This window comes from Xanthomarina maritima (assembly GCF_008084905.1).
GTDB classification, from domain to species: domain Bacteria; phylum Bacteroidota; class Bacteroidia; order Flavobacteriales; family Flavobacteriaceae; genus Xanthomarina; species Xanthomarina maritima.
Genome location: NZ_VSFC01000005.1, coordinates 57,987 through 73,987, shown reverse-complemented (window position 1 = coordinate 73,987; position 16,001 = coordinate 57,987). Strand labels below are relative to the sequence as shown.

Sequence of the window (16,001 nt, the reverse complement as noted above, 5' to 3'; positions counted from 1 at the left end):
CATACACTTGTTTTGTGTATAGCTATTTCAGGACAAGACACAGAACTTGAAGTAATTTATTAGATATGTTTTGGACTGATTTTTGAATCTTTGTGGTTATGATTGTATATTCAAAATATATTGTACCAAAGGGCTATTTGGGGATTAGCATTTTTCCATTTGTGATTTTAAAACATGAAAGTTTAAAGCAAGATGTTGTATTAATAAATCATGAACGGATTCATTTAAGACAGCAGTTAGAATTATTGGTTTTGCCATTTTATATTATTTATGGTTTTGAATTTCTTATTCGGTTGTTCCAATACAAATCTTGGCATTTAGCTTATAAAGAGATTTCTTTTGAACGTGAAGCTTATACCAATGAAAAAGATCTAAACTATTTAAAGTCCAGGTCTTTTTGGAGTTTTATTCATTATTTTTAATTAGCCTCTCCCGAAACTTCTAGCTTCTCCCGAAACTTCCGGAAAAGGAAGTTTCGACCTCTCCAAAGGAGAGGTAAAATGGAAGTCCACATAAATTTCAAGAACTAACATTATTTCAAAATGACTTTTTGGGTTTTCTGTTGCCCATTAGTTAGAATTGCTTTTACAAAAAGCACACCAATTGAATTACTAAGATTGTTTATCATAAGTTCTGATTCATTGATATTATGATTTTTATATAACACTTTGCCTAAGACATCGTAAACTGTTACAGAATTTATTGGTTCTAAACTTGTTGTTACTTTAATATAACTATTGTTAGGAGCCAAGATGGAAATTCCTGCATGTGTTTCAAACTCTTCAATGGTTAGGGTATTGTTTGTATAGCGTAAGATAAACCTATCATCAAAGGTGCCAGTTTCAGAATTGAAGCTATAGGGGTTTATTCTTAAATCGTGGATGATTCCATTATAGAGATCTTCTAAATAAATATCTTGAGACTCTGTTTCGAATAATCCATCGATAGTGTTAATAGCTATGGTGTAATTTCCACTTTGTGGAATTACAAGACCTAAAGAAACCGTGTCATCCGTATTAAAAGGAAGGCTTCTTCCTTGGATAGCCATTTTATTATTTTCAATTAAAGAATAGAATCTAGAGCTAGTTTCGCTTAATTCAAAACCGTCATAAAGCCTGTCCACTTCATTTGTTGCATTTTCAATATATCCAATTAAAATAGAATTTGCCATATTATTAGGAGCAATTAAATCTAACCAAATTCTGTGTTTTTCTAGGTTGTTTCGGGAGGCCTCAGATTTTGGGTTTTGCATGGTTTTAAAAAACTCATTATTTCCATATGGTGTTGGATTGGTTGGGTTAGTATCATCGAAACGCATGTTGTTGTTAAATGTTACATTAGAACCAACTTGTGGCGCACTATCATCCATCAATACAAAGAATGCCTGACCAGAGGCTATATTCCCATTAAAACCAATAGGATTAGATCCTGTATTATTGAAAGCTATATAATTATTTGGGTTATAGTTGTACACAAAATTGCCATAAAAAGGATCGCTAACTAAATCGCTTGGCATGTTCAAATGATTCCATAAATATATGGTGCCAGTGATTGTTGGATCTGTATTATCTGTAGTAATTAAAGAGGCATTTTGTGCAATAAACTTACTTGCAGAAATAGCTGAAGGGTATGGATTTCCGACTAAGTTCCAGTTATCGTCTAAAGCCGTAGCCATAGTGTTTCCTGCTCCAGGATAATCAACTCCAGTATAGTTACCTCTTGTAATGCTTCTTGTAATGATTGCATTGTTAGGAATACCAACAAATTCAGGTGTCAATGGTGTAGGTGTTCCAGTAACATTTCTAATAATGTACCCTTTACCATTTTGCATTATTTCAGTAGTGGCTTGCCAATTGCCATAATTTCCAGCTCCATTTCCTGCAATAGTTGGACGCCAATAATAAATGTATGTTGAATTAGGAGATACGTTGGTTACGTTAAAATCTTCGTTGGTTGGTGATGACCAATAAATATAATCGTAGGGACTTAACAGATTTACTGTACGTTTCATGGTCATGTTTCCGTTTCCTGTATTAGGAGCGCCATCAGTTATCTGAATTAAATTAGCAGAATCATTAAGGTCCATAGTTCCATCTATATGGATCCAATCTGTTACTATTAAATTTTGCTCGCTTAATAGTTCCAAATCACCTGCTGGTTTTATGGTCAGGTTTTTAGCAAATGCTTTGTAGCCAGGTAGTGGAGGTGTTGGGATTCCAGGATTAGGGATTTTAACAGGAGAAGGTATTATGACACAATTATCTGCAGTTGGAATTCCATTGGGTGCCCAATTATTATTATCATCCCAATCTTGAGAGCCATTTCGGTCGCCTATCCATACTTTGGTTTTATTTTGTAAAGTTATATCTTTACTAATAGTACAGCCATTAGAAAGAGTTGCATTAGCTGTAAAAGTAAATTCAGGTTCTTCTAATTGAGCTAATGTAGGTTTAATATACAAGGTGCCTAAAGTAGCCGTTCCATCTATATAAGGTATTGTTGCAGCTGGATCTGTAAAGGCATTTACACCACCAGACCAAGTAAAAGAAGGTGTTAAAGGCCTTTCTCCAAATAATTTAATGTTATCTACTGCTACACCGTCTCCCCAAGCTGAATAATAATAAATTCGAATGCGTAAATTTGTCTGCCCAATATAAGCATCTAAGTTGTAGCTTAAATGAGTAAAATTAGTGCCATAACCTATGTCATCTGTAATATTTGAAATTATATTTGGCCAAGTGGCTCCACCATCAGTTGAAACTTCTATATTTACATATTCAGGGGTATTTATGCTAACAAAATAACGTGAAAAATACATGTCTAATTCTAATGTTAAATTAGTGAAGGTTGAAGTATTCACTATTGGAGACACTAATTCATTTTCGGTATGAATAATACCAGAATCGGCATTACTCATTGCAAAAATGTTTGCTCCAAAACCTGATGAAATTGCAGGAAACCAAACGTTTTCAGAAGGCACATAAGTGCTTGTTCTTGTTTGCCATTGAGATATGCCATCGTAAGGAGCCCCATTAATTTCTATATTATTTTGTGAAAAAGAACCAAGTCCTCCTGTTTCAAAATCTTCGTCAATCAAATAGGCAATTTCTGTATCACCTGTTGCTGAAATTTCAACAATGTCGTTCTCACCACAAATAGTTGCTATTGAAGTTATGGTTACATCGGTTATCGGGTTTAATGTGGCAATTACCTTGGTTCTAACTAGAGATTCGCAACTTCCATTATCTACGGTTACCCAATAGGTTGTAGTATCAGAAATAATTGGAGAATATGATCCGGTAGTAGTTGTTGCTATAAGACTTCCTCCAGTTTCAGAATTATACCATTTATATGTTAAATTAGGTCCACCAGTTCCAGTTGCTGTTAAAGTAACAGGACCTGGGCCACAGGTTTCACCATCAGTAATACTGGTTATTTTTGAAACACAATTAGGGACTACTGTAAAAAGATAATCTTCGGCTTCCCCATATTCGTACCAAGTAACTGATCTTAAACCACAACCATAGTTCATATTTCCAGTAAATCCTGTAAATGTAGTACAGCTATCAAAATGATTTAATGGGTCACTCAAGTATTCATAATTTCCATCACATGCATTTCCTTGGCCATTATAGTATCCTATTGCACTATAAAACCTTATTCTAATTCTATAGTCACCAATAGCTTGAGCAGAAGGTATCACAAAACCAAAAGTTGTAGTTGTTGTTGCAATTCCATTTGTATCATAAATTTGTTCTCCAGCATCCGTAAAATCACCATCTTTATTCCAATCAACCCAAGCTTTCCATAAGCCTCTTCCAGTAGAGGAGCCCACATAAATATTCACGCCTTCGCCTTGGGCCTGACGGCTTTTAGGTCTGCAGGTCCAGTTTTGGTAGCCTGTTGAGGTATTATTTGGAGTTAGACAGGTTGTTGTGTTGGTTTGAAAGTAACCATTGCCTAAATTAGAGACATCGTTTAAAGTTCCAATAAACTGAACATCATTAATATATTTTGTAGCTGTTGAATTGTTGGTATTTGGTGTACAATATGCAGAACTAGACGTCAGAATATTTCCTGTTAATGGCGTTACACTATTGTATTGAGGACCACCAAGGCAGCCATTATCAAAAGAGAATATATAAATATAATAAGTAGTTGAAGGACTAAGGCCTGCAGCTGTAAATGTGGTGTCTGAATCATTATCTACAACCGTATAACCAGCTCCAATATTTGAGCCAATTGGATAGATAGCACCATTGGTAAGTGTTGGGGCTGTATTCATTGTGCTGATTACTACTAAATAGTTGTCTGGGTCTGGGACTGAAGCAGTAAAGGTGCCACTAACGGTATCGCCAGATTGTGTTAAATTTAAACCTGTTGGTTGGTTAGGAGTAGTACAAGGTGTTAAAGCAATACCTTTTACAAAAATATCATCAACCACAAAACTGGAAGCGCCCACATTATTACTGTTAGGATTTTCTCTATCATTTACCCATCTATAGCCAATGAAGAAGGTTTGACCATCAAGAAAAGATAAATCTATATTCGTAACAGATTGTACCGTAGTTTGTCCGTTATAATTCCCTGGAATTCCAGCCCAATTAGTTCCATCAAAGGAGTACATAACTGAAGCATAATCATTTCCAGCTTCACCCTCACCATACCAATTAAAATCCATGGTAAGATTGGTGTAATTGGTAGCATCTATTGCTGTCGTGTAATATACGAGTGTTGAAGCCACTCGATATTCATCATATCTAGGTAACATGCCAGTGGTTGCAGGTGTATTATTGCTTACTGCCATAGAATGCGTTCCATTAATCACATTACAACGCGTATTGTCAAACATCCACCAATAATTGTTATTTGTAGATGGGTTTGTTGTAAATTGTCCAATTTGCCAGCCTAAATATGGTGCCGCTATATTTTCAGCACCAGTTGCTGTTTCAAAATCTTCAGAAAATATAGTAGTCTGTCCATACCCAATTGAAGTTGTAAAAAGAAATATTAAAACATATAATGATTTAATATATAAACTTGAAATAAGTTTAGATGCTGAGAAAACACAATATTTTTTCATAATAGAGTGAGTTAGGATATTGTTTTTTTAACTCCTTGTACATTACTGAAAAACAAAGCGTTAAGATGTAGTAAAATTAATTTAAATTTGGAATGTTTTCATATAAATTAGATTATGAGCTACTAAATCTGTTATAATGCAATTTCTCATTTGTAGTCAAATAAAAACCCTCGATTTTTTTTATTAATCGAGGGTTTTAATTCTAATGGAAATTATTTTCTACTGTTTAATAATAACTTTATGAATTTTTTGTTGTCCGTTGATTAATATGGCTTTAACAAATAAAACTCCATCTGAATTCGTTATATTATTTATAATCAATTCTGTTTCATTGATGTTGTGGTTGTTATATAAAACACGACCTAAGACATCGTAAACTGATACAGATTTTATATTCTCTATTTTAGAAGTTACTTTTATATAACTGTTTTGAGGAGCAGAAATTAATATGCCAGCATTTGTTTCAAATTCTTCTATGGAAAGTGCATTGTTTGTATAACGTAAGATAAACCTATCATCAAAGGTGCCAGTTTCAGAATTGAAGCTATAGGGGTTTATTCTTAAATCGTGAATGATTCCATTGTAAGTATCTTCTAAATAAATATCTTGAGACTCTGTTTCGAATAATCCATCGATAGTGTTAATAGCTATGGTGTAATTTCCACTTTGTGGAATTACAAGACCTAGAGGCACCATATCTGTTTCATCAAAAGGCAGGCTTCTACCTTGGATTGACATTTTTTCTTCTTCGATTAGAGAGTAAAAACTAATTGAAGAACTCTCAAATTCATATCCATCAAATAAGCGATCATTACCGTTTGTAGCTCCTTCTACATAACCTATTAAAATGGAGGTAGCTATTTCGTTAGGATTAATTAAGTCAAGCCAAATTCTATGGCGTTCTATGCTTGTAGAGCTTTGATTAGAAGCTTCAGTTGTTCTATAAAACTGACTATTATCTAAAGTTGGATTTCGCATGTTATTATTAAAGAATACATTTTCGGAAGTTCCAGCAGTAGGTGAATCTAGCATGAGTACAAAAAAGGCTTGACCTGCTGCGATATCTCCATTGAAGCCTGATGGATTCGGTCCAGTACCATTGTAATCTATATAATCGTCACTATAATTATATAGGAAATCATAATAAAATGGGCTGTTTATAGCACTTGGCGCATTTTGATGCGTCCAAAAATAGATAGTACCATCTATATAAGGATTGTCAGCAATAAAATCTGCATAAGAAATAGCTGAAGGGTATGGGTTTCCAATTAGATTCCAGTTATCATCTTCGTTAGTCGCTTGAGTATCTCCAGGTGTTGTATATGGTCCAGTAATATGAATCCCTCTAGTTATTGGTGTAGTTATAGTGCCATTTCTTGGCAACCCAGAAAATTGAGCAGTATTTGCAGGTACAGGTAAGGTATTTACAAGGCCTCTTACAATATAACCTTTTCCTTGAGCCATGACACCTGAAGCAGGTCTCCAATCTCCAAATCCATTCAAATTAGTCCCAATTGTTGGCATCCACTCATAAATTAATTCACCAGTAGCTGAAGAAATGTCAGTTACATTAAAATTATCGGCAGGAGAAGACCAGTAAATATAATCGTAAGAGTTTACGGTCCCTGCATTACGTTGCATGTTCATTACACCATTACCTGTATTAGCGACATCATTTACTTGAATTAAACTACCAGAATCTCTAATGTTTATGGTTCCATCTAAGTGAATCCAATCTGTTACTTCTAATTCTGTGTTTGAAGCTATTTCAAGTGAAGCAGAAGGTGCCACAGTTAAGTTTAAAGCAAAACCAATAATATTAGGAGGGGTAGGTAACGTGGTTAAAGCAACTGCTTCATCTGCAATTGGAATATCCACATTTGAAACAGCTATGTCTGGAATAAGAACACAATCAGTAAGAGTAGGAACGCCATTAGGTAGCCAGTTTCCAGCATCATACCAGTTGTTATCATTATAACCCATCCATACTTTCTTATTTCGGGTAACGGTAGCTGTTTGAAAACATCCATTTTGGTCTGTTGCAGTATATGTTTCTGTACCGTTTGGAGCTGCGTAAACCGTATCTGTAAAACCTCCTGTATAAGCTGTTGTTAACCCTGCATCTAAGTATAAACCAGGCCAAGGAGCCCATGTTATTTGTGGTAATATTGGTGGTGCATAAGCTGTTACTATTACATCGTCTATTGACCAATCAAAGAAGCCAAAAGCATCTCCTGTGAATCGGAATCTTAAATACAAATTCGTATTTCCGTCTAAAGATGATAGATCTATATTAACATTAGATGGAGGAATATCATTAGAAACATTAATTACTGAATTTTGAACTGTCCAAGTAGCATTATCTAAAGATGTTTCAATATAAATAGAATATGGGTAAGAACTAGAAAAATGGTCTAACTCCTGTTTAAAGTCTAATTCTAAATTAGTATATCCATCAATATCAATTAAAGGAGAGGTTAGAGACCATGTTCCAATATCTCCAGAACCGCCACCTATCCAATCTAGCATAGCTTCGTTTGCTGTTCCACCTGCATTAGCTGAGTTAGAAATTATCCATTGTGTATTTCCAGAATTATTAACTCTAATCCAACCTGCCGGGAAAGCCCCTGCACTAAAATCTTCTGAAAAAATAGGGGTTGTACCACCAGGGCTTCCAAAAGTCGTAGCAACCAATTGTGCATAATTTAAGGCGCAAGCATCTGCGCCAATAGGATTGAGCGTTTCTGCAATCGTTAAATTACACAAAATACTACAGGTAACATCAGCTTCCCAACCACTTTGGGGGTTGCTACCATTACTTGTAAATACAAAAGTTAATTCTCCAGAAGGATCTGTTGACGTATAAGGTCCGGGTAAAGCCGCATTTAAGTTTCCTGATAGCGTGGCCAAGAGTGGTGCCGTTGCATCAGAGCCGTTATAAACCAAAAGCACATCGTTAGTTGCTTCTGTGTTAAATGAATTAAAAGTAACTGTTACTGCGTCTCCAGCGTTATCTGGAGAAATAGTTGTTGTATTGTTTTCGTTATTTGAATAATTAGATGTGCCGCCACTGTCATAAAAAGTCTCACCACAGTTAGGTATAGGGATAGAGCAGGTGATATCTGCAGCCCAGCCTCCTCTAACAAAAGAGATATCACTATCAAAAACAAAAGTCAAAGCTCCAGATGGGTCACTTGAAGTGAAGGTGCCAGGTAGTGTGGTACCTGCAAAAGTTCCTAATAAAGGATAAGTGGCATCTGGCCCATCATAAATTGATAAGTCGTCACAACAAGATTCTGTATCGAAAAAAGTAAACGTCACTGTTACGACTTCTCCTGGGCTACTAGGTATAATTGTTGTTACTTCGTATTCATTGTTGGAATAATTTCCTGAAATACCACCGGTATCATAGAAGGTTGTGCCACATTCCGGAGGTGGTGGTGGGCAATCTAAAGTAAAGCTAACATTACCTCCAGTAGTAATTTCGGTATCTAGCATAATATAATATGTGGTTCCAGAGTCCATAGGAAAAGAACTACTAGTTTGTCCATTGCCAATTAAATCATCAATACATGTCCAGCCTGATGCTGAACAACTCGTGCTGTATAAATAATTGACATGATCGAAAGCTGATATTTGTGTTATATTATAATTACCAGTTATTGTTGGAGTGAACGAATAAATTACCTCCTCACCAGGGACATTCCAAGATCCACAAGGTGTTTCATTAAAAACACCATTTCCAGATGGAATTGTAGCATTTATTGTCGTTCCGCATGCAGCAATTGGAGTAATGCTGTTGCAGGGATTTGTAACTTCTGTTACGCATATATTAAAAGTCCCTTCATCACCTGCACCCCATTCCCAAGCACGGATATATACCGTTTCGCCAGGAGTTAATCCAAAGGCAGTAAAGCTAGGTTCCAAAGACCCAATTCCCGAATCATCATCACATTCCACAATGTTTAAATTTCCAGAGCATGTACCCGTATATAAAGCGATAACACCATCGTCAAAATCAGAAGGAGCTCCTATATGTGTTAAGTCTATTTGTAAGCCTCCAGTTGGACCAACTGTGGTTGTAAACCAAACATCGGCACCATTATAATTGGCACTTACTGGTTCACAACCTCTAGGGGTGTCTATATTTGGATCAGCTGAATCTGTTGCTCCCGTATTACTTCCAACAATACAGGTGTTTATAGGGATATTAATGGCTCCACAAGGGTCATCGTTAGCAATTGGTGATGTTATACATACATCAAAATTAGATATCTGAGGTGTGGAGGCATTAGAATAAACTTGAACATAATAAGTATTACCAGTAGTTAATCCACTAACTGTATTACTTATAGCTGGGGAACACAATAAAGGCGTATCTGAACCAGAACATGGGTCGTTAGCATATACTGTAAAATCTAAATTGGTCGAGCTGGAGTTATTTAATAATTCTATAGTATGTGAAGGACCTGAAGCTTGAAATGTAAACCAGACATCATCATCATCATTGCCACTGCAACCTGAATTAATACCAGAATCTGTGGCATAATTGAGTGTTCCGGGAGTTAATAACGTGCAATTTTGATCTGGGTTTACGGTTACAACTATGGCTCCGCTACATTCGTCATTTGCAGGTGGAACAGGTGTGCCTACACAAACATCAAAATTTGATTGTTCAGAAAACGTAGTTGGTGCTAGTCCATAAATCCTAACGATATAAATATTATTAATAGTTAAACCAGTTAAAACGATATCTTCGGTACTACTATCGTTTACAAATGTTAGAGCATTACAATTTACTGAAGTTCCACCATCGTAAACAGCTATTCCTAAACCACCTCCATTATTAATAGTAACTATATTTTCTAAAGACACTTCATGTTGCGTGCTTGTTGCCACGAAGCTAAACCATACATCATCATCGGGATTCCCGTCTACATTAGGCACGTCTCCCATTGGTGAAGCTGTAGCGCCCACATTGGAACCAGCTGTCATAATGCCACAGTTTAGATCTGGATTGACTGTTAGGCCAATGGCACCTGTACATTCGTCGTTAGTAATAGCAGGTGTATTTAAAGTTGTAAATTGTACTGAACCAACCCAATTCGTTTCGCAATTACTTTTAACAAATACGTAATACAAGGTATTAGCAGTTAATCCTGTAACATTTGCGCTTGTCGTATTTGTATTGCCAGTAGCAACGTTTCCAGCTGCACCTGGATTATTATCTGTAGACACAACATAGTCATAGCCACCAGCAGGAGCAGGTGCTGCGGCAGGCCAGGTTATTGTAGCTGTTGTAGAAGCAAAAGTTGTTATTGGATTAATAGATGCTGGGTTGTTACAAGGGGTATAGTAAACACAAATATCCCCAGTCATATTAGCATCACTGCCACTTCTTTCAATTCTAATTCTATAAGTGGTTGAATTTATAGTTGGTATTACTATGGTTTCTGCAACACCATTACCTCCAGAATTAGAACAAGCAACATAAGTTAATGTACCGCAAGCTCCAGAAAAAACTGAAACTATGGCGTCAAATCCAGGATCAGGAGTATATGTTATTGTAGTAGGTAAACCATTCCCAATAAATCTACCCCAAACATCATCAAAATTTCCAGCTCCACATGCTGTGCTGCCTTGATTATCTGATGTATTGTTGGTGATATCCCAAGTGGAAGGTGTGCAAGAAGTTCCTGCTGTAATTAAACCACCCGCATTATCGTCGCAACCTGATCGTTGCCCAAACCCACTAAAAGAAAAACCAATTAAAAGGCATAATGTAAAAAATAATTTATTTGAAAATAATTGCTTTAGGAGAGAAGCAAAAGAGTCGTTTTTTTTCATGCTATGTTGTTATAAAAAACATATTTAAAATATGTTTTTAGGTTGCTAAAATTTAGTTCTATAGGGTTGTAACAAGGCGTATTAGCCCTTGTTAGTTATAACAAAAGTGGTAGGTAGGTGTAGATTTTAAGAGGCTTATTTTCTTAATACTTTATTAAAGAATTAAGAAAATATATATCAATAATATGTGCAAAGTAATAAATAAATACGAAATATTTAAATAAATCCCTTACATAATCATGATATGTTATTAACATAAAAATATCATTGTTTTGTTAATATTTTGGCAAGTATTAGAACTAATCGATGAAACGTTCGTTATAGCGGTTAAAACGTTGTTTGTTTGATGAAAGATATTGATTTGAAAGGGGTTAGATGTTGTCTGTTGTCGGTTGTCTGTTGTCGGTTGTGTGTTTGTCCATGCCTAAATAGCATTGACTGTTTTTTGTTAGCTGTTGGCCTTTGGTTGTTGTCCGTAATCGGTTGTTGGTTGAAAATTGAGAATTGACTGAGATTTGTAATTTTGACTCCAAGTTTAGTTTTGAGATATAGTTATTCCACAAAGATTCTTCGCTCTGCTCTGAAATCGAAGATTCGACGTAGTCAATGACAAATGGATTCTTTGTTTTGCTCTGAAATCGAAGATTCGACGTAGTAATGACAAATGATTCTACCATTTCAATTCGTTCAGGGCAGCACTTCGATAAGCTTAGTGTGACAGCTTTGTTCAGGGCAGCACTTCGATGCTTCGACGAGCTCAGCACAGGCGCGCTCAGTGTGACAATTGTGTTTAGGCTGACAATCTTAAGATTATATTATTTTGGGATTTAATTTCAGGTTTTAGGTTTAAAATTCAAGAATCAAGATTAATGATTGTTGATTTAAGAGAAAACAAACTCCCCTTCCAGACTCCGTTGACTAGGTGTGTTCTTTGCCTATGCGCCAGCTCGCCCGTCCATCTTCAATTCTATCTGGCATTTGATAACTTCGCCTAAATGACAAGCCGGGCAGGCCCCTTCACTAAAATAGTCCACAGGACTATTTCTTAACGCTCGATCGCCTCTTTAACTAAAGAGGGGAGCTTTATTAGGTTTGAAATATAAGAAATAAAAAAGCTGAACCATGTTTCCATGATCCAGCTTCATTTTATTCATCCGTTTATAATCTATGTTAGATTACTTGGGATATTACTTTCAAAATCTAATTGGCAATAATCAACTTTTTAATTGATGTACCAGATTCTGTTACCACACGTACAAAGTACATACCACTTGGCATGTTTTGCGTGTTCACTCTGTATTTAGGGTTTTGTAAATTAGGTTCTGCCTTATTCATTAATGTTTTACCAGAGTAGTCCATCATTTGGATGTTTACATCTTGGTTTAAATAATTAGTAAGATCTAATTGTACTTCACCTCTAGTAGCTGGGTTTGGATACATGCTCCAGCTTACCTCAGTATTTGTCGGGTTAGGCATAATAGCAGTTTGACAAGAGGTCACGTTTATAGTGAAGTTTCCGGTAGCAGTACTACTTGATAACCACTGTGCAACGTAAACATAATACGTTGTACCTGCTATAGACGTGAATGTGTAAGTTTCTGTTCCACCAGAACCTCCAATATCTCTACAAGTAACATTCACTAAACTACCACAAGTTCCTCTTGAAATTGACATTTCATGATCATAACCTGAAGCCGCAACTGTAGTAACGGTTGTTGATGAGCCACTACCTACAAAAGTAAACCACTTACCATAAGCGCTCATTGAACAACCACCAGTTACAGTATCTGAACCTGTTGTTCCAACAGTTGTAGCACTTGTTGTTACGCCACAAACTAGGGCAGTAGCAGTACTACAAGCTTCACCAGGAGCTGGTGGTGGTGGTGGTATACAGAAACTTTCAGAAACAGAATAGTCAAAGTCATAACCACTACCAGATACTAATACACCGTTTGAATCTGATATAACGTAAGCTGGATCTTGGAAAATACCGTCACCCCATCCATCATTTATAGTAAACGTATAGCATCCATCAGGCAGACATAAGATGTCTGTAATTGTAGAACTTTCAGGCAAGTTGTTGCCTTCAGCTACAATTGAATTATCTGAATCGTTTCTAATTACCCATGTGTTAGGATCAGTATCAGAAAAGCTGTCTGTGTTTATCACTACAGTTACTTCATTGTCATTACATTCTGGTGGAGGTGGTACGCATGTAACATTAAGGTTAATGCTTCCTGTTCCAGAGAATCCACTTACATAAATGTAGTAATCTGTTCCAAGTACTGAAACGAAATTAATTAACGATCGCGTACCAGAACCGCCATCATCGTCAGAATCTACACAAGTTAAAGCATTACAGCTTCCTGAAAATAGGCCTAAAACTGTATCAATACCACTGCCATTAGTGTCAATAGTCACATTGTCTCCAGTACCTACAAATTTGTAAAAACGACCACCAGCGTTATCTAGTATGGTACTACATGAGCTTAATTCAGGATGAACAGGGTAGCCTACTGTACTAGCGGAAATAGTATCGCCACACGCTACCACTTCTGCGTTATCGCAATTTTGACCTGGTAGTGGTGGACATTCCTCACAATCAGGACCGCCACAGTCTACACCAGTTTCGTTTCCGTTTTGTATGCCATCGTCACATGTTGGAGGAGGTACGCAAGTTATATTAAGGACATAATCGCCTTCATTACTTGAATATCCAGTAACATAAACAAAATATGGTGTGCCTGGCGCAGAGATAAAAGTTAATAAAGATTGTGTTGAATCACCATCATCATCATCACCTGCAACACAAACTAGTGCATCACAAGTTCCTGAAAACACACCTAATCTAGTATCAAAATTAGAACCATTAGTGTCCATAGTAATTTCATCGCCATTACCAATAAATAAATACCAGGCACCACCAGATGTATCCAAACTAATATCGCAGCTTAAACCATTTTGAACCGGAAGTCCTACTGTACTACCTGAATATGTTTGACCACACTCTGTAAATTGTGCTTGGTTACAAGGTGATTCTTCAGTTGTAAAGTAGTCTGATGCTTGGCAGTTAGTAGGAACGCCATTATTGTTATAAGCAACAACATTTACGTGGTATGTGGTTTCAAAATCTAAAAGACCACTTAAATCATATTCTAATGTGTTGCCTACATCTACAGCATTTAAAATATCTGTACCACCAAGAGTTGTACCTACTGATAGGTAATAACCATTTACAAGACCGCTTGCAGCACTCCATACTATTTCAATTTCTGTAGATATATTTGTTGCTTCAGGTTCTGGTACTTTTAAAGCAGCATCACATAAAGGAGCTGTACTACAATCAAAATCAGGATTACATGAGCCTAAAAAGTCACCATGGTTTAAATGCGCTTGTACGGCATTTTCAGATACGCAAATTTCTTGACCATCGTGACAAAGCGTTACTTTTACAGAATTATTATTATTAGGGCAGGTAATATCTATATCTGAAACCAATACATTTGTAACGGCAGTAGAGGTACATCCTTCGGCATCTGTTACAAGTACTGAATACACTTGGGTTGATGTTGGTGCTACTGTAATTGTTTGACCAGACTGGCCATCGCTCCAATCGTAGGTATATGGTTCAACACCATACTCTGCTACAACAGTTAAGTCTGTACTTGCTGCTGGGCCAAACGATGTGTAAACAATTGCACACTCATTCATACTAGCTTTACAAGCACAATCTACATTTAGGACATAATTACCTGTGTTCTGTAAAAAGCCAGTAACATATATATAGTATGTTACACCTTCTGTTGATGAAAATGTTAATTCTGATAGAGTGCCAGATCCACCATCATCATCCCCGTCAACACAAACTAAACTATTACAAGAGCCTTCAAAAACGCCTAATTTTGTATCAAAGTCCGATCCTTCTGTGTCTATTGTAATGTCATCGCCAGTACCCATAATTGTATACCATACACCAGGGCCTGCACCTAATGCTGTAACACAAGTACCAATATCTTGATTGGTGGCAGCAACTGTAGATCCACTAACAGAAGTATCACAATCCAGTGGTATGGCATTAGCGCAGCTATCATTAGCTGGTGGACAAGAATAATCAAATTCGTCTAGATCAAAATTACAATCTGAAACATCATGTATAATTGATAAGTTTACGGTTTCTCCTTCAGCAAATGGGCCTACTTGAGTAATACCTGGACCACTAATAGCCCAAGAGTTAATGCCATCTGTTATAGATACAGCATCATTTACAGTAGTGATATTTACATCTACATAACCACAATTATCGGCAATAAAACTAGTAGTTACACCAGTTGCAGCAAAACAAGGTGGCTCAATAAAAGTTAGTGACCACGAATTTAAGTTTCCTACGTCACCTCCGGCATCGTCACAGATGTATAAAGTCCATGTGCCGTTGGTTTCAGTCCCCATGTTGGCTAGAGCTTCTTCTGGACTATAAATTCCGGTTACCAAGGGTCCACTGGCACTAGTTATTGAAGTGGCTGCATCATCTCTAAATGAGCAATCATAGCCTAGACTTCCAGATCCACCACCATTATCAGATGATAAATCAATTTCTGTACCTGCAGGAGATATTAAGGTCATATCTATATCAACATTCCAAGTATGAGTAATGTCTACCCCTACTTCTGATAAGGCAAAACCTGCTGATACGCCAGAAACGTTAATAGTAAATTCGCTTCCGCTCCCAGTAGTTGGACAACGTTCAATATCATCCGAGCTACCTGAACCATTAAAGGTCTGGCCATAGATTGTTAATGAAAAGAGGCATAGCGATAATGTTATCCCTCTAAGGAAAATGTTGTTTTTTTTCATGAATTAAATAATTTAATTAGTTAATAGCATAGGTACACTGAAGATATAGGACACCAGAAAAAAAACTAGGAAAGGTATTAATGGTAGAATGTTAGGGAGTGTTTCAAATATATATATATCTTAACATAAAATTATGAATTTGATATTTTTTTCGATGAAATGCAGATTTTTCTTATAAGATTTATGTTAATTGTGTGAGAAGTGAAAAGTGAAAAGTGAA

Annotated in this window: 4 protein-coding genes; 1 reads left to right on the top strand and 3 read right to left on the bottom strand. The window is 36.4% G+C overall.

Annotated features, from left to right (window positions below):
• Nucleotides 1–98: 98 nt before the first annotated feature.
• On the top strand, nt 99–422 hold the full coding sequence (locus FVF61_RS01250; RefSeq protein WP_148452432.1) for a hypothetical protein: 324 nt from the start codon (nt 99–101) through the stop codon (nt 420–422).
• A 110-nt stretch (nt 423–532) separates the two neighbouring features.
• On the opposite strand, the gene FVF61_RS01245 is transcribed toward FVF61_RS01250, so the two are convergent.
• From FVF61_RS01245 to FVF61_RS01235, 3 genes are all read right to left on the bottom strand, one after another.
• Nucleotides 533–5,083, bottom strand: coding sequence for an Ig-like domain-containing protein (locus FVF61_RS01245; protein WP_148452430.1), 4,551 nt, complete (start codon nt 5,081–5,083; stop codon nt 533–535).
• 219 nt (nt 5,084–5,302) lie between these two features.
• On the bottom strand, nt 5,303–10,930 hold the full coding sequence (locus FVF61_RS01240; RefSeq protein ID WP_148452428.1) for a CUB domain-containing protein: 5,628 nt from the start codon (nt 10,928–10,930) through the stop codon (nt 5,303–5,305).
• A 1,200-nt stretch (nt 10,931–12,130) separates the two neighbouring features.
• A complete protein-coding gene (locus FVF61_RS01235) occupies nt 12,131–15,781 on the bottom strand; it encodes a T9SS type A sorting domain-containing protein (protein ID WP_148452426.1) in 3,651 nt (1,216 codons plus the stop codon).
• Between the last annotated feature and the right edge of the window lie 220 nt (nt 15,782–16,001).